This is a genomic window from Pseudomonas sp. MNR3A (assembly GCF_009650575.1).
In the GTDB taxonomy this organism is placed as follows: Bacteria; Pseudomonadota; Gammaproteobacteria; order Pseudomonadales; family Pseudomonadaceae; genus Aquipseudomonas; species Aquipseudomonas machongensis.
In genome coordinates, this window is sequence record NZ_VZZS01000009.1 from 76,960 (window position 1) to 98,354 (window position 21,395).

The following is a 21,395-nucleotide window of genomic DNA, read 5'->3' on the forward strand; positions in this document are numbered from 1 at the left end:
ACGAGACCTTGCGCCGATGAACCATGCCTTGACCCAGCTTCAGCCCTACCCCTTCGAAAAGCTCCGCGCCCTGCTCGGCAGCGTGAAGCCTGCCGCGGACAAACGCGCCATTGCCCTGTCGATCGGTGAGCCGAAGCACGAATCCCCGGCGTTCGTCGCCAAGGCCCTGGCCGACAACCTCGACAAATTGGCGGTCTACCCCAGCACACTCGGCCTGCCGGCCCTGCGCCAGGCCATCGGTCAGTGGTGCGAGCGCCGCTTCGGCGTCCCCGCCTGCTGGCTCGATGCCGACCAGCACATCCTGCCGGTCAACGGCACCCGCGAAGCGCTGTTCGCCTTCACTCAAACAGTGGTCAACCGCGCCGATGACGGCCTGGTCGTCAGCCCCAACCCGTTCTACCAGATCTACGAGGGCGCGGCGCTGCTGGCCGGCGCTACCCCGCACTACCTGCCATGCCTGGAAAGCAACGGTTTCAATCCGGACTTCGACGCGGTACCTGCCGAGATCTGGAAACGTTGCCAGATCCTGTTCCTGTGCTCCCCAGGCAACCCCACTGGCGCGCTGGTGCCGATGGACACCCTGAAGAAACTGATCGCCCTGGCCGACGAGCACGATTTCGTGATCGCCGCCGACGAGTGCTACAGCGAGCTGTACTTCGACGAAGACGCCCCGCCGCCTGGCCTGCTGAGCGCCTGCGCCGAACTCGGCCGCAGCGATTTTGCGCGCTGCGTGGTGTTCCACAGCCTGTCCAAGCGCTCCAACCTGCCGGGCCTGCGTTCGGGCTTCGTCGCGGGCGACGCCAAGATCATCAAGCCATTCCTGCTGTACCGCACCTACCACGGTTGCGCCATGCCGGTGCAGACGCAACTGGCCAGCGTGGCCGCCTGGCAGGACGAGGCCCATGTGCGGGCGAACCGCGATCAGTACCGCGCCAAATATGACGCCGTGCTCGAGATCCTGCAGCCAGTGATGGATGTACAGCGCCCGGATGGCAGCTTCTACCTGTGGGCCAAGGTGCCGGGTAGCGACGCCGACTTTACCCGCGACCTGTTCGAGGCCGAGCACGTGACCGTGGTGCCTGGCTCGTACCTGTCGCGTGAAGTGGATGGCGTCAATCCAGGAGCAGGACGCGTGCGCATGGCGCTGGTTGCGCCGCTGGCCGAGTGCATCGAGGCGGCCGAAAGGATTCGCGGGTTCCTGCAACGTCGTTGATCGGATCGTTCGCGGGTAAACCGGCGAACGCTCCAGGGCGACGCTACCTGACCTGCCCCAGGTTCGCCTCGCTCATGTCCAACTCCCCCAGCACCTGGCGCACGACTTCATCCCCCACAAGGTGCTGGCGGTGCAGGCTGTAGAGCTCCAACCGCTGCGCGCGCAACGCGCGCAGGCGCAGGCGGCGCTCCAGAAGATCCATCTGCTCGGCCAATGCACGCGCTTCGGCGCTGTCGTTGTAGCTGTCCAGCTCGTCCCGGTACTCTGCCATCAGGCGCGCCTTCAGCTCGGTCGCCAGCGTCGCCTGGGCGGCATCCTGCGGGGCATTGGCATCGACGACCTCCTCGGCCTCCAAGGCATGGATGGCCGCTTCTGCAGTACGCCTCCAGGCTTCCTGCACCTCCTGGTGCAGGCGCTCGTCCGGGCTCTTGGTCACCCCGCGCAACAGGATCGGCAGGGCGATGCAGGCACTGATCAGCGACAGCAGGATCACCCCGGCGGCAATGAAGATCAGCAGATCACGCTCCGGGAACGCCTGGCCGGCCCCGATCAGCAAGGGTACCGACATCACACCCGCCAAGGTCACAGCCCCACGCACACCCCCCAGGGTCAACAGCCAGCACGAACGTGCGCTGGGCATCAGCACCAACGCCGACTTACCGCGCCAGCGGCGCACCACGCCGATAGCGCGCCACACGCTCTGTACCCAGACGAACCGCAGCAGCACCAACGCCACGAAGATCGCCACCACATCGAGGCAACGCCAGGCCAGGGTCGGCCACAACGACGTTTCGTGGCTGACAACTGCCTTGATGATGTCGGGTAATTGCAAGCCCAGCAGCAGGAAGATCAGACCATTGAAGGCGAACTCCAGCAGCGACCAGACGCTGCGGTTGAGCAGGCGCGTGCTGGTCTGGCGCGGCAACAGGTCGAGCCAGCTCTGCATCATCCCTGCCGCCACCGCAGAGAGAATGCCCGAGACACCTAGTCGTTCGGCCAGTACGTAGGCGGCAAACGGCAACAGCAGCATGAACACCACATGTGTCGCCGGATCGTCCCAGCCCCGGGCGATCATCCAGGCACGCAGGCGCCCCACCAGCCAGCTGAGGCCCACGCCAACCGCAAGCCCGCCGATGGCTACCAGCACGAACGTCAGGCTGGCATCGGTCAACGAAAATACCCCGGTAATGGCAGCTGCCAACGCGAACTTGAACGTCACCAGGCCCGAAGCATCGTTCATCAGTGCTTCGCCCTGGAGCATATGCATCAAGGGGGTTGGCAGGCGATCCTGGGTAATCGCCGAAACCGCCACCGCATCAGTGGGCGAGAGCACCGCGGCCAGGGCGAACGCTACCGGCAGTGGAATGCTTGGCAGGATCCAGTGAATGAAGTACCCCGCTCCCACCACGGTGAACAGCACCAACCCCACGGCCAAGGCCACCACCGGGCCACGAATGCGCCAGAGCTCACGCTTGGGGATGCGCCAGCCATCGGCGAACAGCAGCGGTGGCAGGAACAGAAACAGGAACAGCTCGGGATCGAGGGCCACATGCAGCCCAAGCGTGGGCCAGGCCAGCAGCGCGCCGGCCGCGATCTGCACCAGCGGCAAGGGCAGCGGCACCATGCGTCCGACCAGCTTGGAAAGGCTCACCAGCATCAGCAGGATAAGAACGGTATAGGCTGACTGCATTGGCAAGACTTCCTGTATGAAAGCAGACACGAAAAAAAGGCCAGACTTCGCCCTTGAAACAATATGTTAGCGGCGGGCGGTGATAATGCACCGCTGAACCATGGTCGAACGCTACCCGGGAATATGTAACACAATGCTACCTGAGAGGTCGTGATACAGATCGATCGCCCAGCCGGACAGCAAGCCGTGGCGCCAGGCCCATCGATACCGCATAATCGCCCCACCCATTCTTCAAGGAGTATCGGGGACGCCAGGTCCGGCCCGGCAGCCCCAGGCATTCAATGGCTTACACTCTCTACGGCATCAAAGCCTGCGACACCATGAAAAAGGCCCGCACCTGGCTTGAAGAACAGGCCATCGGTTACGCGTTCCACGACTACAAGACCCAAGGCATCGACCGTGACAGCCTCGAGCGCTGGTGCGACGAGCACGGCTGGGAAGTCGTGCTGAACCGCGCCGGCACCACCTTCCGCAAGCTCGACGAGGCCAGCAAGGCCGACCTGAACCAGGCAAAGGCCATCGAGCTGATGCTGGCTCAACCGTCGATGATCAAGCGCCCGGTGCTCGATCTGGGTGACCGCACCCTGGTGGGCTTCAAGCCCGACCTGTACGCCGCGGCACTGGCCTGATTCCGCTCCACACCCTATTTCGCACGAGGTAATTGCATGTCCACCACTCTGTTCAGCCTGGCCTTCGGTGTCGGCACCCAGAACCGCCAGGGCACCTGGCTGGAAGTCTTCTACGCTCAGCCCCTGCTCAACCCGTCCACCGAGCTGGTCGCGGCCGTCGCTCCGATCCTCGGTTACGAAGGCGGCAACCAGGCGATCGCCTTCAGCCCGGCCCAGGCCGCCCAGCTCGCCGACGCGGTCAAGGGCGTGGATGCCGTCCAGCACGCATTGCTGACCCGCCTGGCCGAAAGCCACAAGCCGCTGGTCGCCACCCTGCTCGCCGAAGACGGCGCGCTGACCTCAACCCCCGAGGCCTACCTCAAGCTGCACCTGTTGTCGCACCGTCTGGTCAAGCCGCACGGCGTTTCCCTGGCCGGCATCTTCCCGCTGCTGCCGAACGTGGCCTGGACCAACCAGGGTGCCATCGACCTGGCCGAACTGGCCGAGCAGCAACTGGAAGCACGCCTGAAGGGCGAACTGCTGGAAGTGTTCTCGGTGGACAAGTTCCCGAAGATGACCGACTACGTGGTCCCGAGCGGCGTGCGTATCGCCGACACCGCCCGCGTGCGCCTGGGCGCCTATATCGGCGAGGGCACCACCATCATGCACGAAGGCTTCGTCAACTTTAACGCTGGCACCGAAGGCCCGGGCATGATCGAAGGCCGTGTCTCGGCAGGCGTGTTCGTCGGCAAGGGCTCGGACCTGGGCGGTGGTTGCTCGACCATGGGCACCCTGTCCGGTGGCGGCAACATCGTCATCAAGGTTGGCGAAGGCTGCCTGATCGGCGCCAACGCTGGTATCGGTATCCCGCTGGGCGACCGCAACACTGTCGAAGCCGGCCTGTACATCACCGCTGGCACCAAGGTGAACCTGCTCGACGAGCACAATGAGCTGGTCAAGGTGGTCAAGGCCCGTGACCTGGCCGGCCAGACCGACCTGCTGTTCCGTCGCAACTCGCTCAACGGCGCAGTCGAGTGCAAGACCCACAAGTCGGCCATCGAGCTGAACGAGGCGCTGCACGCACACAACTGAGAACCTTGCAGGCCTCTGTAGAAGCGGGCTTGCCCGCGATCAGCGGACTCTCGGCGTCTGAGATGTTAAGATCGGGTCTGGCACCACGCCAGACCCGATTTTCATTCCAGGCCCCGCAATCATGTTCCAGCCCTCCCCCTGGCGTGCCGACTTTCCCGCCATCACCGCCCTGCAACGGCAGCACCAGACCTACCTGGACAGTGCCGCCACAACGCAGAAACCCCAGGCCTTGCTTGACGCCCTGAGCCACTACTACAGCCATGGTGCAGCCAATGTGCATCGCGCCCAGCACCTGCCTGGCGCGCTGGCGACCCAGGCATTCGAGACCAGTCGCGACAAGGTTGCCACCTGGCTCAACGCCAGTGACTCCCGGCAGGTCATCTTCACCCACGGCGCCACCTCGGCGCTCAACCTGCTGGCCTACGGTCTGGAGCATGGCTTCGAAGCCGGCGACGAAATCGCCGTCAGCGCGCTGGAGCACCACGCCAACCTGCTGCCCTGGCAACAATTGGCGCGGCGCCGCAATCTGCGCCTGGTAGTGCTGCCGCTGGACGAACATGGCCGGATCGACCTCGACCAGGCCCTGCAACTGATCGGGCCGCGCACACGCCTGGTGGCGCTGAGCCAACTGTCCAACGTGCTCGGCACCTGGCAGCCATTGCCTGCGCTGCTCGCTCATGCCCGCGCCCAAGGCGCTCTGAGCGTGGTCGATGGCGCCCAGGGCGTGGTTCATGGCCGCCACGACGTGCAGCAGCTGGGCTGCGATTTCTACGTATTTTCCAGCCACAAGCTATATGGCCCGGATGGGGTTGGCGCGCTCTATGGCCGCACGGAGGCCCTGGCACGGCTGCGCCACTGGCAGTTCGGCGGCGAGATGGTGCAACTGGCCGACTACCATGAGGCAAGCTTTCGTCCCGCGCCACTGGGCTTCGAGGCGGGCACGCCGCCGATCGCCAGTGTCATCGGCCTGGGCGCGACCCTCGATTACCTTGCCAGCCTCGATCCTGCGGCCGTGGCAGCCCACGAAGCCAGCCTGCACCAGCACCTGGTGCGCGGCCTGGCCGACCGCGAAGGCGTGCGCATGCTCGGCACCCCACAGAGCGCACTGGCCAGTTTCGTCATCGATGGCGTGCACAACGCCGATATCGCCCACCTGCTGACCGAACAAGGGATCGCAGTGCGCGCCGGCCACCATTGCGCGATGCCATTGCTCAAGGGACTGGGGCTGGAAGGCGCGATCCGCGTTTCGCTGGGGCTGTACAACGACAGCGACGACCTGCAGCGCTTCTTCGATGCGCTCGACCAGGGCCTGGAGCTGCTGCGGTGAGCCTGCCTGCCGACGCCCAGCAGGCACTGGACACCTTCACCCAGGCAAAAGGCTGGGAACAGCGCGCACGGCTGTTGATGCAGATAGGCGATCGCCTGGAGCCACTGCACGAGTCTGACAAGACCGACGCCAACCGCGTGCATGGCTGCGAAAGCCTGGTCTGGTTGGTGGCTGGCCAGGTCGACGGACAGTGGCGCTTCAAGGCCACCAGTGATGCCCGGCTGCTGCGCGGTCTACTGGCGCTGCTGCTGGTGCGGGTACAGGGGCTGGACAGCGAAGCGTTGGCCGCGTTGGACCTGCGTGCGTGGTTCACACAACTGGGGCTGGAGCGGCAGCTCTCGCCTTCACGCAGCAATGGGCTGCATGCGGTGTTGTTGCGGATGACGGAGTTGGTGTCCAGCCCCTGAGTCGGCGGCACCTGCTTCGCCGGTCCCCCCCCTGCTGCGGCACCCGCGAAGAAGCCCCCGCGCTTATTGCGCCTTCACCCGCTCCGAGGGCCGCCGCGCCCCCGCCACCAGCTTCTCCACCGCCTTGCTCACGGCCACCATGCCGAAGGTCGCGGTGACCATCATCACCGCGCCGAAGCCCCCCGAGCAATCCAGGCGCACGCCTTCCCCCACGAAGCTCTTCTGCAGGCAAACACTGCCATCGCCCTTGGGGTAGCGCAGTTGCTCGCTGGAGAACACACAGGGCACCCCGTAATTACGGCTGACATTGCGCGAGAAGTTGTAGTCCCGGCGCAAGGTGGAACGTACCCGCGACGCCAGTGGGTCGTTGAAGGTCTTGTTGAGGTCGCCAATCTGGATCTGGGTCGGATCGATCTGTCCGCCCGCACCACCTGTGGTGACAATCGCAATCTTGCGTCGGCGGCACCAGGCGATCAGCGCAGCCTTGGCCTGCACGCTGTCGATGCAGTCGATCACGCAATCCAGCGACTCGGTGATGTATTCGAGCATGGTGTCACGGGTGACGAAGTCAGCGACCGCATGCACGGTGCAGGCCGGGTTGATCGCACGCAGGCGCTCGGCCATGACCTCGACCTTCGAGCGCCCCACCTGCCCCTCCAGTGCATGAGCCTGGCGATTGGTGTTGCTGACGCAGACATCGTCCAGATCGAACAGGCTGATTTCACCCACGCCGCTGCGCGCCAGGGCTTCCGCCGCCCAGGAACCCACACCGCCGATGCCGACGACTGCCACGTGGGCCTGACGCAGACGTTGCAGGCCGTCATCGCCGTACAGCCGGGCGACACCGGCAAAGCGTGGATCTTCTGTGCTCATGTTCATACCCCGAAAAAACCGGCGCGCATTATATGCCATGCGGACACGCCGGTGCGGGCTTGTCGACATGAGGGGTGTCTTGGCGCGGCGCGCGTTCATTAGGAAACAGCCTACCAATCCTGCTTTAATGTCTTATCAAACAAGCAGATCTGGACGACAACAGAGCGGGATCCACGACGCGAGCTTCCCGCTCCCTGCCTCGGAAACTGAATCACCTATGTCATCACGCAAATTCGGTCTCAACCTGGTAGTGGTGCTGGCCATTGCCGCGCTGTTCACCGGCTTCTGGGCGCTGGTCAACCGCCCGGTGTCGGCCCCTGCCTGGCCAGAGCAGATCTCCGGCTTCTCCTACTCGCCCTTCCGTCTCGGTGAAAGCCCGCAAAAGGGCCAGTATCCCAGCGAAGACGAGATGCGCCAGGATCTGGAGCAACTCAGCAAGCTCACCGACAGCATCCGTATCTACACCGTCGAAGGCACCCAGGCGGAAATTCCGCACCTGGCCGAGGAGTTGGGCCTGCGTGTGACCCTGGGCATCTGGATCAGTACGGACCTGGAGCGCAACGAGCGCGAGATCGAAAAAGCCATCGGTCTGGCCAATAGCTCGCGCAGCGTGGTGCGAGTAGTGGTGGGCAACGAGGCGCTGTTCCGCGAGGAGATCACTCCAGAGGCGCTGATCAAGTACCTGGACCGTGTGCGGGCTGCGGTCAAGGTGCCGGTGACCACCAGTGAGCAATGGCACATCTGGAAAGAGCACCCGGAACTGGCCAAGCACGTCGACCTGATCGCCGCGCACATCCTGCCTTACTGGGAGTTCGTGCCGGTGGGCGACTCGATCCAGTTCGTGCTCGACCGCGCCCGCGACCTCAAGCGCCAGTTCCCGCGCAAACCCTTGCTGCTGTCGGAAGTGGGCTGGCCGAGCAATGGCCGCATGCGCGGCGGTGCCGATGCGACCCAGGCTGACCAGGCAATCTACCTGCGCACCCTGGTCAACACCTTGAACCGCCGCGGCTTCAACTACTTCGTGATCGAAGCCTACGACCAACCCTGGAAAGCCAGCGACGAAGGCTCGGTGGGCGCCTACTGGGGCGTGTTCAACGCCGAACGCCAGCAGAAATTCAACTTCGAAGGGCCGGTGGTTGCCATTCCACAATGGCGAGCCCTGGCCGTGGCTTCGGTGGTGCTGGCGATGATCGCCCTGACCGTGCTGCTGATCGACGGCTCGGCCCTGCGCCAACGCGGACGCACCTTCCTGACCTTCATCACCTTCCTCTGCGGGTCGGTGCTGGTGTGGATCGCCTACGACTACAGCCAGCAGTACAGCACCTGGTTCAGCCTGACCGTAGGCTTGCTTCTGGCCCTCGGCGCCATCGGCGTGTTCATCGTCTTGCTCACCGAGGCCCACGAGCTGGCCGAGGCCGTATGGATTCACAAGCGACGACGCGAGTTCCTGCCGGTGCAGGGCGACGCTGCGTACCGGCCCAAGGTCTCGGTGCACGTGCCGTGCTACAACGAGCCACCGGAGATGGTGAAACAGACCCTCGACGCCCTCGCCGCCCTGGACTATCCAGACTACGAAGTATTGGTGATCGACAACAACACCAAGGACCCGGCCGTGTGGGAGCCGCTCAAGGCCCACTGCGAGAAACTCGGCGAGCGCTTTCGCTTCTTCCACGTGGCACCGCTGGCCGGCTTCAAGGGCGGCGCACTGAATTACCTGATCCCGCACACCGCCAAGGACGCCGAGGTGATCGCGGTGATCGACTCGGACTACTGCGTCGACCGCAACTGGCTCAAGCACATGGTGCCGCACTTCGCCGACCCGAAGATCGCCGTGGTGCAGTCGCCGCAGGACTACCGCGACCAGCACGAGAGCGCCTTCAAGAAGCTCTGCTACAGCGAGTACAAGGGCTTCTTCCACATCGGCATGGTCACCCGCAACGACCGTGACGCGATCATCCAGCATGGCACCATGACCATGACCCGCCGCAGCGTGCTCGAAGAGCTGGGCTGGGCCGAATGGTGCATTTGCGAGGATGCCGAGCTGGGCCTGCGAGTGTTCGAGAAGGGGCTGTCGGCTGCCTACGCCCACAACAGCTATGGCAAGGGCCTGATGCCCGACACCTTCATCGACTTCAAGAAACAGCGCTTCCGCTGGGCCTATGGTGCGATCCAAATCATCAAGCACCACGCCAGCGCTCTTCTGCGCGGTAAAAACAGCGAGCTGACCCGTGGCCAGCGCTACCATTTCCTGGCCGGCTGGCTGCCATGGATCGCCGACGGCATGAACATTTTCTTCACCGTCGGCGCATTGTTGTGGTCGGCGGCAATGATCATCGTGCCGCATCGCGTCGATCCACCGCTGATGATCTTTGCCATCCCGCCGCTGGCGCTGTTCTTCTTCAAGGTCGGCAAGATCGTCTTCCTCTACCGCCGTGCGGTGGGGGTCAACATGAAGGATGCCTTCGCCGCCGCCCTGGCGGGCCTGGCGTTGTCGCACACTATCGCCAAGGCGGTGCTGTACGGCTTCTTCACCAGCAGCATGCCGTTCTTCCGCACCCCGAAGAACGCCGACAGCCATGGCGTGCTGGTGGCGATCTCCGAGGCACGCGAAGAACTGTTCATCATGTTGCTGTTGTGGAGCGCAGCGGCTGGGATCTACCTGGTGCAAGGGCTGCCCAGTTCCGACATGCGTTTCTGGGTAGCGATGCTGCTGGTGCAGTCGCTGCCATATCTGGCGGCATTGGTGATGGCGTTGCTGTCGTCGCTGCCCAAGCCTGGAGAAAAGGCCGCCGAACCGCAGCAGGCCTGATGTAGCGGGGGCTGCTTGGCAGCCCATTCGCGGGCAAGCCCGCTCCTGCAGGTACCGCACCGGTGCTGTGGACCGTGCATGGGCTGGCAGGGGCGAACCACTGCTGCGACTTGCTGGCGAATGGGCCGTGAAGCCTGAAATCATTTGATATAAGATAACGCCCCCAAGATTTCCCGCCTTGCCTTGCCCCGGAGTCCCCCATGACGGCCCCAGCCGAGCTCTCGCCCACCCTTCAACTGGCCTGCGACCTGATCCGTCGCCCCTCGGTGACGCCGGTCGATGCCGACTGCCAGACCCAGATGATGAACCGCCTGGGTGCCGTCGGCTTCCAGCTCGAGCCGATGCGCTTCGAGGACGTCGACAACTTCTGGGCCACCCATGGCAACCAGGACGGCCCGGTGCTGTGCTTCGCCGGTCACACCGACGTGGTGCCCACCGGCCCCGTGCAGCAATGGCAGCATGAGCCTTTCGACGCGCTGATCGACGCCGACGGCATGCTCTGCGGCCGCGGTGCTGCCGACATGAAAGGCAGCCTGGCCTCGATGGTGATCGCCAGTGAGCGCTTCGTGAACGATTACCCCAATCACCGCGGCAAGGTGGCCTTCCTCATCACCAGCGACGAGGAAGGCCCGGCGCATCACGGCACCAAGGCCGTGGTCGAGTTGCTCAAGGCCCGCAACGAGCGCCTGGACTGGTGCATCGTCGGCGAGCCGTCGAGCACCACCCTGCTCGGGGACGTGGTCAAGAACGGCCGTCGCGGCTCGCTCGGCGCCAAGCTGACCGTGCGCGGCAAGCAGGGTCACGTGGCCTACCCGCACCTGGCCCGCAACCCGATCCACCTGGCCGCACCGGCCCTGGCAGAACTTGCCGCCGAGCACTGGGACGAGGGCAATGCCTTCTTCCCGCCGACCAGCTTCCAGATCTCCAACCTCAACTCCGGCACCGGCGCCACCAACGTGGTCCCGGGCGACCTGATCGCGCTGTTCAACTTCCGCTTCTCCACCGAGTCGACCGTCGAAGGCCTGCAGCAGCGGGTCGCGACGATTCTCGACAAGCACCAGTTGGACTGGTCGATCGACTGGGCGCTGTCGGGCCTGCCGTTCCTCACCGAACCGGGTGAGCTGCTCGATGCGGTGTCATCGAGCATCAAGGCCGTCACCGGTCGCGCCACCCAGCCGTCCACCAGCGGCGGCACCTCCGATGGCCGCTTCATCGCCACCATGGGCACCCAGGTGGTCGAACTGGGTCCGGTCAACGCCACCATCCACCAGGTGGACGAGCGCATCCTGGCCAGCGACCTGGACCTGCTGACCGAAATCTACTACCAAACCCTGGTGCGGTTGCTCGCCTGATGCTTGCCTGCCCCCTCTGCCAGGCGCCCCTGGCGCAGCTCGACAACGGCGTGGCCTGCCCTGCCGGCCACCGCTTCGACCGCGCCCGCCAAGGCTACCTGAACCTGCTGCCAGTACAGCACAAGAACAGCCGCGACCCGGGCGACAATCAAGCGATGGTCGAGGCTCGCCGCGACTTCCTCGACGCCGGTCACTACGCTCCGGTAGCCGCGCGCCTGGCGCAACTGGCCGCCGAGCGCCAGCCTGCAACGTGGCTCGACATCGGCTGCGGCGAGGGCTATTACACCGCGCAGATCGCCCAGGCGCTGCCAACGGCAGACGGCTATGCGCTGGACATCTCCCGCGAGGCAGTCAAGCGCGCCTGCCGCCGCGCGCCACAGTTGACCTGGATGGTCGCCAGCATGGCTCGAGTGCCGATGGCGGACGCCAGCTGCAACTTCATCGCCAGTGTCTTCAGCCCGCTGGACTGGGCCGAAGCCAAGCGCCTGCTCGCCCCAGGTGGCGGCCTGATGCGGGTCGGACCGACCAGCGGCCACCTGATGGAGTTGCGCCAGATGCTCTACGATGAAGTGCGCCCCTACGCCGACGACAAGCACCTGGCCTTGGTCCCGGACGGCATGCAGCACGCCCACGGCGAGGTGCTCGAGTTCACCCTGACACTGGGCGAAGGCAAGGCCCGCGCGGACCTGCTGGCGATGACCCCGCACGGCTGGCGCGCCAGCGCCGAGAAACGTGCCAGCGTGATCGAGCAGCCTGAGCCGTTCGACGTCACGGTTTCCATGCGTTATGACTATTTCGTGCGCCAAGACTGAGCACACCCGGAGCCCTGAAATGCGCCAACCCGATATCGAGATCTACCTCAAGGACGCCGACGTCGATCACAAGCAGATCGCCGACTGGCTGACCCAGGCCTTGGGCCCATGCAGCGAATGGAAACAGAAAGGCCAGACCTTCAAGTGCACAGCCGGTAACATTCCGGTCACCTGGTTACCCAAGGCTGTAGGGAAATGGAACAGCCTGTACCTGGAAAGCGATCAGACGCCGTGGGCCGATGATGTCGCTTGCGCCCGCGCCGCCTTCGCTGCGCTCAATGTCGAAGTGCGCTGCGCGCCGGGCAGTTGGGTCGAGGAAGATGGTGAAGAGGATGCCGATCGCTGGATCCGCATCAGCGCCGACGGTGAAGAGGAAATCACCTGGCGCACCAGCTGAAAAAGCTCGCATCAGGCTGCAAGTTCCACGGACAACCTGCAGCTTGAAGCGTGCCGACTACTTGTCAGAGACCGACCACGTCCTCTGCCTGCAGGCCTTTCTGGCCCTGCACCAGGGAGTATTCGACCTGCTGTCCCTCGACCAGGGTACGATGCCCCTCACCGCGGATCGCACGATAGTGGACGAACACATCCGCTCCCCCGTCGCGCTGAATGAAGCCAAAACCCTTGGCATCGTTGAACCACTTCACATTCCCAGTCTCACGAGACGACATCTGAAACACTCCGGATTTTTATTTTGAAGATCGCCTTGCAGGCACAGGGTCTCCTCCCTGTGCCGACACTGCTTGAGGAAATTTCCTGCAAGGTGCGGACCGAGTATATGACAGAGAACAAAAAAATTTGATGACTGGCCCGTGGATGGCCGATTTTTGCTGAACTTATGCAGATACAGCAGCCTAACTTGCTGGTATATCACCTGATACATTTTCCAGGGCAGACACCCCATGACCCGTTCCCCCCTGCGCCGCCTGATCTTCGGCGCCCTGCGTCGCGTGCTCTATCTGTGGGTGCGATCCGAAACCATCAATCAGTCTTCGCTGACGCTCAAGCTCGACCGCAGCCGCCCGGTGTTCTATGCCTTGCCCTCGCCGTCGCTCACTGACCTGGCGGTGGTCGACCGCGAATGCACCAAAGCGGGGCTGCCACGCCCCGTGTTGCCCGTTGCCGTTGGGCCGCTGCACGAACCTGCGGCGTTCTTCTACCTCACCCCAGACCCGGACTGGCTAGGCCGCCAGGACAAACGCGGCGCGCCCCCCACCCTGGAGCGCCTGATCGCGGCCATTGGCGAGCATGCCGAAGAGGATGCGCAAATCATTCCGGTCAGCGTGTTCTGGGGGCAGACCCCGGCCAGCGAATCCAGCCCGTGGAAACTGTTGTTCGCCGACAGCTGGGCAGTCACCGGCCGTCTGCGCCGGCTGCTCAGTGTGTTGATCCTCGGCCGCAAGACCCGCGTGCAGTTCTCCGCGCCGATCCACCTGCGTGAACTGGTGCAGCACAACAAGGGCCAGGAGCGTACCGTGCGCATGGCCCAGCGCCTGCTGCGCGTGCATTTTCGCAACCTCAAGACCGCAGTGATCGGGCCGGACATCTCGCACCGACGCAACCTGGTCAAAGGCCTGGTCCATGACCCGCTGGTACGCCAGGCGATCAGCGATGAAGCCGAGCGCGAGAAGATCCCTTACGCCAAGGCCGAGGCCAAGGCGTTGCACTACGGCAACGAGATCGCCTCTGACTACACCTACACCGCGATCCGTTTCCTGGAAGTGGTGCTGAGCTGGTTCTGGAACAAGATCTACGACGGCATCAAGGTCAACCACATCGAACAGGTGCAAGGCATCGCACCGGGCCACGAAGTGATCTACGTGCCGTGCCATCGCAGCCACATCGACTACCTGCTGCTGTCGTACCTGTTGTTCCGCAATGGCCTGACGCCGCCGCACATCGCCGCCGGCATCAACCTCAACATGCCGGTGATCGGCGGCCTGTTGCGCCGCGGTGGTGCGTTCTTCATGCGCCGGACGTTCAAGGGTAACCCGTTGTACACCGCAGTGTTCAACGAGTACCTGCACACCTTGTTCACCAAGGGTTTCCCGGTGGAGTACTTCGTCGAGGGCGGACGCTCGCGCACCGGGCGCATGCTGCAGCCACGCCCGGGCATGCTGGCGATCACCCTGCGCAGCTTCCTGCGTTCCTCGCGCACGCCGATCGTCTTCGTGCCGGTCTATATCGGCTATGAACGCGTACTCGAAGGCCGCACCTACCTGGGAGAGCTGCGTGGTGCGAGCAAGAAGAAAGAGTCGATTTTCGACATCTTCAAGGTCATCGGCGCCCTCAAGCAACGCTTCGGCCAGGTCTATGTCAACTTCGGCGAACCGATCCGCCTGGGCGCGTTCCTGGACCAGCAGCAACCTGGCTGGCGCGAGCAAGACCTTGCCCCGCAGTTCCGCCCGGCTTGGCTCAACGACACCACTACACGCCTGGGCCAGACGGTGGCCCAACACCTGAACGGTGCGGCAGCCATCAACCCGGTCAACCTGGTAGCCCTCGCGCTGCTCTCGACCAGCCGCCTGGCGCTCGACGAGCGCGCCCTGATTCGTGTGCTCGACCTCTACCTGGCCCTGCTGCGCCAGGTGCCCTACTCAAGCCACGTGACCCTGCCCGAAGGCGACGGCAAGGCGCTGATCGAACATGTCAGGGGCATGGAGTTGCTGGCCGAACAGAAGGACGCCCTGGGGCGTATCCTCTACCTGGACGAAGCCAATGCGGTGCTGATGACCTATTACCGCAACAACGTCCTGCACATCTTCGCCCTGCCGGCGCTGCTCGCCAGTTTCTTCCTCAGCAGCTCGCGGATGAGTCGCGAACTGGTGGGGCAATATGTACAGGCGCTTTACCCGTACCTGCAGGCCGAATTGTTCCTGCGCTGGACACCGGAGCAACTCGACGAGGCCATCGACCAATGGCTGAGCGCACTGGTCGAGCAAGGCCTGCTGCGCTTCGAGAACGGCGTGTACCTGCGTCCGGCGCCCAGCTCGCGCCAGTTCGTGCTGCTCACCCTGTTGGCCCGCGCCATCACCCAGACGCTACAGCGTTTCTACATGGCCACTTCGCTGCTGCTCAACAGTGGCCAGCACAGCCTGAACGCCGAAGAACTGGAAGACCTGTGCGTGATGATGGCCCAGCGCCTGTCGATCCTGCATGGGCTCAATGCCCCGGAGTTCTTCGACAAGACCCTGTTCCGCCACTTCATCCAGACCCTGGTGCGTGAAGGCGTGCTGCTGCCCGATGGCAATGGCAAGCTTGGCTACCACGACAAACTCGCCGAGCTGGCCGAAGGCGTCGCCAAGCGCGTGCTGTCGGCGGAGCTGCGCTTGTCGATCCGGCAGGTGGCGCTGCATAGGGACGACACCGGAGAACAGGCTATCGCCTGATCCAGGGTTGGCCTTTTCGCAGGCAAGCCCACCCCTGCAAGATTTTGTAGGAGCGGGCTTGCCAGCGAAAAGACCAACGCGGCAAATGTTCCGGGCATGGCGCTGAGCACCGGACAGATTTCCTTCCCCACCCGCCATTGCGCTAAAGTCCCAGTGGTCGGCCACAAGCCCACGCCAAGGACTGCGGAGATTCCATGAAAAAACTTCTCACGCTGTGCTGTGCCACCCTGCTCACAGCCTGCTCCAGCCATACCCCGTCCCACCAGGCCAGCCTGGAAGGCGAAGTCTTCTACCTGCAGCGCATTGCCCTGCCGCCTGCCGCTACGCTCAGCGTGAGCCTGCAGGATGTCTCGCTGATGGACGCCCCGGCCGTCACCCTGGCCAGCCAGTCAGGTCCGGTCAAAGGCAACGTGCCACTGCCGTTCCAGCTCAGCTACGACCCGGCCAAGGTCCAACCGGGTCATCGCTACGCCGTCAGCGCGCGTATCGAGCTCGATGGCAAGTTGCTGTTCATCAACACCGAACACCACGGCGTCCGACTCGACGGCAGCGACCCGCAACCTGTGCGGATCAAAGTCGATCAGGTGCGCTGATCCCGCTTCATTTCTGCCCATAAGGAAGTCTCCATGATTCGCTCCTCCTTGCGCTTCACCACCCTGTGCGCCGGCTTGCTGTTGTCGGCCAGCGCCCTGGCCCTGTCGCTTGGCGACCTGTCCCAGAGCGACGCCTCCGGCGGCCTCAAGGACGCCCTGACTCAGGGCGCGCAGATTGCCGTCAAGCAGTTGAGCACCCCAGGGGGCTTCAACAATAACCCTGACGTACGCATCGAACTGCCCGGCAACCTGGGCAAGGCCGCCAAAGCGATGAAGATGTTTGGCAAGGGCGATCAGGTCGATGCCCTGGAAAACAGCATGAACAAGGCTGCTGAGGCTGCCGTGCCACAAGCCCAGGCGATTCTCGTGGATGCGGTGAAAAAGATGACCGTCACCGATGCCAAGGGCATCCTCAGCGGTGGTGAGGATTCGGCCACCCAGTACCTGAACAAGAGCAGCCGCGAGCAGATTCGCGCCAAGTTCCTGCCGATCGTCAAGCAGGCTACCGACAAGGTCGGTCTGGCCCAGCAGTACAACAGCTTCGCCGGCCAGGCCAAGGGGCTGGGCCTGATCAAGGACGACGCCAATATCGAGAACTATGTGACCGAAAAGGCCCTGGATGGGCTGTTCGAAATGATTGCCAAGCAAGAACAGAGCATCCGCCAGAACCCGGCACAGGCCGCGACCAGCCTGGCCAAGAAAGTGTTCGGCGCACTCTGATTCGCCCAACGTCACTGCCTGAACATGCATCGCGGGCAAACGCCCGCGATGCCACCCCAGCCCACGCCCATGGGCGCCGCCAGAACGACCATCCGGCGGTTTTGCGCAAAAGATCCCCCAGGCGGCACTTGCACGATCCGCGCACGGCTGCTTGAATCCAATTCGTCAGTCTTCATGTGACTCATCGGTCACTCATGGAGTCCAAGACGCCTTTTGCTGGCCACCCAGGGTCTCGATGCCTTGGGGCACGGCAGATCGCCCGCCTACAACAATACCCGTCGACCCGCGCAACCGGGATCGGCACTGGGCCCCCGGTTTCACTTCAAGGCGAATGCCTACCTGTCATATGGAACGTGCACCCTAGGGTTCTGCGCAGCCTTCTCGAGCGATCGATACGACTGAGCAGGCCACTAGATGACGCGAGTGCCCTTTTTGCGCCAGGAGTCGATGACATGAGGCCAGAAATCGCTGTACTTGATATCCAAGGTCAGTACCGGGTTTACACGGAGTTCTATCGCGCGGAAACGGCAGAGAAGTCGATCGTCCTGATCAACGGCTCGCTGGCCACCACGGCATCTTTTGCCCAGACGGTGCGCAATCTGTATCCGCAATTCAACGTGGTGCTGTACGACCAGCCCTATGCCGGCAAGTCCAAGCCACACAACCGCCAGGAACGTCTGCTCACGAAAGAGACCGAGGCGCATATCCTGCTGGAGCTGATCGAGCACTTCCGTGCCGATCACGTGATGTCGTTCTCCTGGGGCGGCGCGTGCACCCTGCTGGCACTGGCGCACCAGCCACGCCTGGTGAAGAAGGCGATCGTCAGTTCGTTCTCGCCGGTGATCAACGATCCGATGCGCGACTACCTCGAGCGCGGCTGCCAGTACCTGTCGGCCTGCGATCGCTATCAGGTCGGCAACCTGGTCAACGACACCATCGGCAAACACCTGCCATCGCTGTTCAAGCGCTTCAACTACCGCCACGTAAGCAGCCTGGACAGCCACGAGTACGCACAGATGCACTTTCACATCAACCAGGTGCTGGATCATGATCTGGAGCGGGCATTGAAGGGCGCGCGCAACATCGATATTCCGGTGCTGTTCATCAACGGCGAACGTGACGAGTACACCACCGTCGAGGATGCCCGGCAGTTCAGCCGCCATGTGGGCAAGAGCCAGTTCAGCGTGATTCGCGATGCCGGCCACTTCCTCGACATGGAACACAAGACCGCCTGCGAGGATACCCGCAATGCCATGCTGGGTTTCCTCAAGCCAGCACGCGAGCCGCGCCAACGTTACACCTACGTGCAGGGGCAGCATGCGTTGGCCATCTGAGCGGCCCGGCGACCTGTGGCCGTTACCCGCCGGTTCAGGTCGTCGACAGGCTTTTTTACAACCCTGGGCTTCTCATGAGGCTTGGGTTCTGGTAAAAAGTCGCGCTGCGAAGCGGGTATAGTTTAGTGGCAAAACGAAAGCTTCCCAAGCTTTAGTTGAGGGTTCGATTCCCTCTACCCGCTCCAGATTCCTCGCCTGAAACCCCTGGTTTCAGCGCCCGTAAAAAGAGCCGTCGGCTCTTTTTTCGTTTCTGCATCTTCCATTGATCTGGCCCATGGCCGCCCCCTTGCCGATCCGCTTGAATGCGCGGCCGGATTTCGCTTGCAAGCGAGACGGCTTCGGGTGCATATCGCCTACTCTACCCAGAGACATTTCCAAGGGACTGCCCATGTTTCTCTCCCGCTGGTTGCCCGGCCTGGCCAACCTCCTGCACTACCGTCGCGAGTGGTTCCACGCCGACCTGCAGGCGGGCCTGTCGGTGGCCGCGATCCAGATCCCGATCGCCATCGCCTACGCGCAGATTGTTGGCCTGCCGCCGCAGTACGGCCTGTATGCCTGCGTACTGCCGATGATGGTCTACGCCCTGATCGGCAGCTCGCGGCAATTGATGGTCGGCCCCGATGCCGCCACTTGCGCAATGATCGCCGGGGCTGTGGCGCCCTTGGCAATGGGCGATCCGCAGCGCATCGCCGAATTGTCGGTGATCGTCACGGTACTGGTCGGGGTGATGCTGATCGCGGCGGGCCTGGCCCGCGCCGGGTTCATCGCCAGCTTCTTTTCGCGGCCGATCCTGATCGGCTACCTCAACGGTATCGGCCTGAGCCTGATTGCCGGACAACTGTCGAAAGTGGTCGGGTTCCGCATCGAGGGCGATGGCTTCGTGCTGAGTCTGATCAATTTCCTCGAGCGCCTGGGTGAGATCCACTGGCTGACCCTGGTCATCGGCCTCGGTGGCCTGGCCCTGCTGATCTGGCTGCCCAGGCGCTATCCGAGGTTGCCTGCGGCACTGGTGACTGTGGCAGTGTTCACCGTGCTCGCAGCCCTGTTCGGTCTCGACCGATTCGGCGTAGCGATCCTGGGCCCAGTGCCTGCGGGCATCCCGGAGCTGGCCTGGCCCCAGAGCAACCTGGCCGAAACCAAGAGCCTGCTGCGCGACGCGCTGGGTATCGCCACGGTCAGCTTCTGCAGCGCCATGCTCACCGCGCGCAGTTTCGCCGCGCGGCATGGCTACGCGATCAATGCCAACCACGAGTTCGTCGCCCTGGGTGTGAGCAACCTGGCCGCAGGCATCTCCCAGGGCTTCGCCATCAGCGGCGCGGACTCGCGCACCGCGGTCAACGACATGGTCGGTGGCAAGAGCCAGTTGGTGGGCATCATTGCCGCGCTGGTGATCGCGCTGATCCTGCTGTTCTTCACCGCTCCCATGGCCTGGATCCCCCAGGCCGCACTGGGCGCCGTGCTGTTGATGGCCGGTTGGGGTCTGATTGACGTGAAGTCCCTGGGCAAGATCCGGCGCCTGAGCCGCTTCGAGTTCTGGCTGTGCCTGCTGACGACCATCGGCGTGCTTGGCCTGGGCGTGCTGCCAGGCATCGTCTTCGCCGTGACCCTGGCCATCCTGCGTCTGCTCTACACCATCTACCAACCCACCGATGCCGTGCTCGGCTGGGTACCGGGTATCGAAGGCCAGGTCGACGTACGCCAGCACCAGGACGCGCGCACGGTACCTGGCCTGGTGGTGTACCGCTTCGATGACGCGATCCTGTTCTTCAACGCCGACTACTTCAAGATGCGCCTGCTCGAAGCCCTGCAGCGCGAGCCCGAGCCCAAGGCTGTGCTGTTCGATGCCGAGGCCGTGACCAGCATCGACGTCAGCGGCATCGCCGCCCTGCGCGAAGTGCGCGACACCTTGCAAGCGCAAGGCGTGCACTTCGCCATCGCCCGCGCCCGCGGCACCTTCCTGCGCATGCTGGTGCGTTCGGGGATGGCGCGGGAGATGGAAGACAAGCTGCTGTTCGGCTCGGTCCGCGCCGGTATCCGCGCCTATCGGGTGTGGCGTAACAGGGAGCGCAGCACAGCGCAAAAAGCCTGATCAGTAACCCAGCTTCTTCAACAACTGCGCCTCGTCCGGCACCTCCGGGCGCCCGTAGAAACGCAGCAACTCTGCGGCCCGGTTGGTGAAGATGCCATCCACCCCCGCCTTCATCGCCTTGTCGAAGTCCACGCGCTCATCGAGGGTGTAGACATGCACCAGCAAGCCGCGCTCATGGCTGGCCTGGTTCATCCATGGCTTGATCAGATCGGCATAGCTCTGCTCGCCCAGGTTGCTGCGCACCGCCGAGGGCCCCGTACCGATGGCGCCACCGGCCTTGGCCGCATCCAGCCAACGGAGGAATTCCTCACGGTCCTTCGGTTCCTGGCGGGCATAGAACGCGGCCTTGTCCTGTTCAGCGGAATCGGCAAAATCCTTGCCCGACTTCGGCTCGATGCTGTCCTTGCCGATCCACAGCAGCAGGATCTTCGGCACCTGTGGCATCTGCTGGTGCAGCAGCGCCAGGCTGTTGCGATCGAACGTCTGCAGGATCACCCGGCCCGGCTTGTCGAGCCAGCCGCGAGCCTCGAGTTTTTCCTTGAGCTGCTTCTCGATGCCCGGAAATTGCTTGGGCACCTTGGTCTCGATGTACAGCCCCGGATGGCGCTCGGGGTTGCCTTCGGCGATATCGATCACTTCGTCCAGCGTCAGGATCTGCAGCTTGCCGAACGACTCACGGGCACGATCCGGGTAGGCCTTGTTGAACCAACTGCCGGCATCGAGCGACTTCAACTCGGCGAGGGTGAAATCGCTGACCGGGCTCTTCGCCCGCTCGGGGAAGCGCTCGGCCACATCGCTGGTACGCGCCAGCACATCGTCATGCACCACCACCAGCACGTTGTCACGGGTGCGCTGCAGGTCGAGCTCCAGGTAGTCGGCGCCCAGTTCACGGGCCAGCAGATAGGCCGCTCGCGTCGATTCGGGGGCATCGAAGGAGGCGCCGCGGTGGGCGATCACCGCCGGATGTGGAACATGCTGGGCCTTGGCCAGGGAGGGGCCATCGCTGGCGCCAGCGTTCATCGCGCAAAGGAGCAGGGCCAGGCCAATTGCCGGAAGAGCAGGTATACGCATTCATCGATCCTCTTGG

18 protein-coding genes and 1 tRNA gene are annotated in these 21,395 nt (G+C 63.8%); 15 read left to right on the forward strand and 4 right to left on the reverse strand.

Annotation, left to right across the window (positions count from 1 at the left end):
- Positions 1-16 precede the first annotated feature (16 nt).
- Positions 17-1,213 (forward strand): succinyldiaminopimelate transaminase, encoded by a 1,197-nt coding sequence (gene dapC / locus F6X62_RS07510; RefSeq protein ID WP_153773129.1) that lies wholly within the window; start codon positions 17-19, stop codon positions 1,211-1,213.
- 43 nt (positions 1,214-1,256) lie between these two features.
- On the opposite strand, the gene F6X62_RS07515 is transcribed toward dapC, so the two are convergent.
- Positions 1,257-2,903 (reverse strand): Na+/H+ antiporter, encoded by a 1,647-nt coding sequence (locus F6X62_RS07515; RefSeq protein ID WP_054891085.1) that lies wholly within the window; start codon positions 2,901-2,903, stop codon positions 1,257-1,259.
- A 281-nt stretch (positions 2,904-3,184) separates the two neighbouring features.
- Here F6X62_RS07515 and F6X62_RS07520 point away from each other — a divergent pair, with 281 nt between their 5' ends.
- The 4 genes from F6X62_RS07520 to F6X62_RS07535 all read left to right on the forward strand — a co-directional run bounded on the left by F6X62_RS07520 (position 3,185) and on the right by F6X62_RS07535 (position 6,337).
- Positions 3,185-3,532, forward strand: a complete 348-nt coding sequence (locus F6X62_RS07520; RefSeq protein WP_054891086.1) for an ArsC family reductase — start codon at positions 3,185-3,187, stop codon at positions 3,530-3,532.
- A gap of 36 nt (positions 3,533-3,568) precedes the next feature.
- On the forward strand, positions 3,569-4,603 hold the full coding sequence (gene dapD, locus F6X62_RS07525; protein ID WP_153773130.1) for a 2,3,4,5-tetrahydropyridine-2,6-dicarboxylate N-succinyltransferase: 1,035 nt from the start codon (positions 3,569-3,571) through the stop codon (positions 4,601-4,603).
- A 121-nt stretch (positions 4,604-4,724) separates the two neighbouring features.
- Positions 4,725-5,930, forward strand: coding sequence for a cysteine desulfurase (locus F6X62_RS07530; RefSeq protein WP_153773131.1), 1,206 nt, complete (start codon positions 4,725-4,727; stop codon positions 5,928-5,930).
- Entirely contained in the window at positions 5,927-6,337 is a 411-nt protein-coding gene (locus tag F6X62_RS07535; protein ID WP_153773132.1) for a SufE family protein, read from the forward strand. The genes F6X62_RS07530 and F6X62_RS07535 overlap by 4 nt, the downstream gene beginning before the upstream one ends.
- A 63-nt stretch (positions 6,338-6,400) precedes the next feature.
- On the opposite strand, the gene tcdA is transcribed toward F6X62_RS07535, so the two are convergent.
- Positions 6,401-7,210, reverse strand: a complete 810-nt coding sequence (tcdA, locus tag F6X62_RS07540) for a tRNA cyclic N6-threonylcarbamoyladenosine(37) synthase TcdA (RefSeq protein WP_065862293.1) — start codon at positions 7,208-7,210, stop codon at positions 6,401-6,403.
- A 217-nt stretch (positions 7,211-7,427) separates the two neighbouring features.
- On the opposite strand from tcdA, the gene F6X62_RS07545 reads away from it, so the two are divergent.
- From F6X62_RS07545 to F6X62_RS07560, 4 genes are all read left to right on the forward strand, one after another.
- On the forward strand, positions 7,428-10,019 hold the full coding sequence (locus F6X62_RS07545) for a glycosyltransferase (RefSeq protein WP_153773133.1): 2,592 nt from the start codon (positions 7,428-7,430) through the stop codon (positions 10,017-10,019).
- Positions 10,020-10,219: 200 nt separating this feature from the next.
- The gene (dapE, locus tag F6X62_RS07550; protein WP_153773134.1) at positions 10,220-11,371 is read left to right on the forward strand and encodes a succinyl-diaminopimelate desuccinylase; all 1,152 of its coding nucleotides are present in this window, start codon (positions 10,220-10,222) and stop codon (positions 11,369-11,371) included.
- The gene (locus F6X62_RS07555) at positions 11,371-12,183 is read left to right on the forward strand and encodes a putative RNA methyltransferase (RefSeq protein WP_065862296.1); all 813 of its coding nucleotides are present in this window, start codon (positions 11,371-11,373) and stop codon (positions 12,181-12,183) included. The genes dapE and F6X62_RS07555 overlap by 1 nt, the downstream gene beginning before the upstream one ends.
- Before the next feature lie 19 nt (positions 12,184-12,202).
- Positions 12,203-12,580 (forward strand): hypothetical protein, encoded by a 378-nt coding sequence (locus tag F6X62_RS07560; protein ID WP_054894467.1) that lies wholly within the window; start codon positions 12,203-12,205, stop codon positions 12,578-12,580.
- Between the two features lie 64 nt (positions 12,581-12,644).
- Here the strand turns inward: F6X62_RS07560 and F6X62_RS07565 are convergent, their stop codons facing one another.
- A complete protein-coding gene (locus tag F6X62_RS07565) occupies positions 12,645-12,854 on the reverse strand; it encodes a cold-shock protein (RefSeq protein WP_065862298.1) in 210 nt (69 codons plus the stop codon).
- Positions 12,855-13,085: 231 nt separating this feature from the next.
- Between F6X62_RS07565 and plsB the strand changes: the two genes are divergently transcribed.
- The 6 genes from plsB to F6X62_RS07595 all read left to right on the forward strand — a co-directional run bounded on the left by plsB (position 13,086) and on the right by F6X62_RS07595 (position 20,308).
- Positions 13,086-15,572 (forward strand): glycerol-3-phosphate 1-O-acyltransferase PlsB, encoded by a 2,487-nt coding sequence (plsB, locus tag F6X62_RS07570; protein WP_153773135.1) that lies wholly within the window; start codon positions 13,086-13,088, stop codon positions 15,570-15,572.
- 194 nt (positions 15,573-15,766) lie between these two features.
- Positions 15,767-16,165: a YbaY family lipoprotein gene (locus F6X62_RS07575; protein WP_054894469.1), complete on the forward strand. Its 399-nt coding sequence runs from the start codon at positions 15,767-15,769 to the stop codon at positions 16,163-16,165.
- A gap of 33 nt (positions 16,166-16,198) precedes the next feature.
- Positions 16,199-16,885 (forward strand): DUF4197 domain-containing protein, encoded by a 687-nt coding sequence (locus F6X62_RS07580; protein WP_054894470.1) that lies wholly within the window; start codon positions 16,199-16,201, stop codon positions 16,883-16,885.
- A 452-nt stretch (positions 16,886-17,337) separates the two neighbouring features.
- A complete protein-coding gene (locus F6X62_RS07585; RefSeq protein WP_153773136.1) occupies positions 17,338-18,219 on the forward strand; it encodes an alpha/beta fold hydrolase in 882 nt (293 codons plus the stop codon).
- Positions 18,220-18,330: 111 nt separating this feature from the next.
- Positions 18,331-18,404, forward strand: a tRNA-Gly gene (locus tag F6X62_RS07590).
- Positions 18,405-18,607: 203 nt separating this feature from the next.
- Positions 18,608-20,308 (forward strand): SulP family inorganic anion transporter, encoded by a 1,701-nt coding sequence (locus F6X62_RS07595; RefSeq protein ID WP_153773137.1) that lies wholly within the window; start codon positions 18,608-18,610, stop codon positions 20,306-20,308.
- Here the strand turns inward: F6X62_RS07595 and F6X62_RS07600 are convergent, their stop codons facing one another.
- Positions 20,309-21,379 (reverse strand): glycerophosphodiester phosphodiesterase family protein, encoded by a 1,071-nt coding sequence (locus tag F6X62_RS07600; protein WP_153773138.1) that lies wholly within the window; start codon positions 21,377-21,379, stop codon positions 20,309-20,311.
- Positions 21,380-21,395 lie beyond the last annotated feature (16 nt).

Excerpts from the sequence above, each read along its gene's own strand:
- dapC (WP_153773129.1), top strand. The coding sequence starts at position 17 with ATGAACCATGCCTTGACCCAGCTTCAGCCCTACCCCTTCGAAAAGCTC.
- F6X62_RS07515 (WP_054891085.1), bottom strand. The coding sequence starts at position 2,903 with ATGCAGTCAGCCTATACCGTTCTTATCCTGCTGATGCTGGTGAGCCTT.
- F6X62_RS07520 (WP_054891086.1), top strand. The coding sequence starts at position 3,185 with ATGGCTTACACTCTCTACGGCATCAAAGCCTGCGACACCATGAAAAAG.
- dapD (WP_153773130.1), top strand. The coding sequence starts at position 3,569 with ATGTCCACCACTCTGTTCAGCCTGGCCTTCGGTGTCGGCACCCAGAAC.
- F6X62_RS07530 (WP_153773131.1), top strand. The coding sequence starts at position 4,725 with ATGTTCCAGCCCTCCCCCTGGCGTGCCGACTTTCCCGCCATCACCGCC.
- tcdA (WP_065862293.1), bottom strand. The coding sequence starts at position 7,210 with ATGAGCACAGAAGATCCACGCTTTGCCGGTGTCGCCCGGCTGTACGGC.
- F6X62_RS07545 (WP_153773133.1), top strand. The coding sequence starts at position 7,428 with ATGTCATCACGCAAATTCGGTCTCAACCTGGTAGTGGTGCTGGCCATT.
- dapE (WP_153773134.1), top strand. The coding sequence starts at position 10,220 with ATGACGGCCCCAGCCGAGCTCTCGCCCACCCTTCAACTGGCCTGCGAC.
- F6X62_RS07555 (WP_065862296.1), top strand. The coding sequence starts at position 11,371 with ATGCTTGCCTGCCCCCTCTGCCAGGCGCCCCTGGCGCAGCTCGACAAC.
- F6X62_RS07560 (WP_054894467.1), top strand. The coding sequence starts at position 12,203 with ATGCGCCAACCCGATATCGAGATCTACCTCAAGGACGCCGACGTCGAT.
- F6X62_RS07565 (WP_065862298.1), bottom strand. The coding sequence starts at position 12,854 with ATGTCGTCTCGTGAGACTGGGAATGTGAAGTGGTTCAACGATGCCAAG.
- plsB (WP_153773135.1), top strand. The coding sequence starts at position 13,086 with ATGACCCGTTCCCCCCTGCGCCGCCTGATCTTCGGCGCCCTGCGTCGC.
- F6X62_RS07575 (WP_054894469.1), top strand. The coding sequence starts at position 15,767 with ATGAAAAAACTTCTCACGCTGTGCTGTGCCACCCTGCTCACAGCCTGC.
- F6X62_RS07580 (WP_054894470.1), top strand. The coding sequence starts at position 16,199 with ATGATTCGCTCCTCCTTGCGCTTCACCACCCTGTGCGCCGGCTTGCTG.
- F6X62_RS07585 (WP_153773136.1), top strand. The coding sequence starts at position 17,338 with ATGAGGCCAGAAATCGCTGTACTTGATATCCAAGGTCAGTACCGGGTT.
- F6X62_RS07595 (WP_153773137.1), top strand. The coding sequence starts at position 18,608 with ATGTTTCTCTCCCGCTGGTTGCCCGGCCTGGCCAACCTCCTGCACTAC.
- F6X62_RS07600 (WP_153773138.1), bottom strand. The coding sequence starts at position 21,379 with ATGCGTATACCTGCTCTTCCGGCAATTGGCCTGGCCCTGCTCCTTTGC.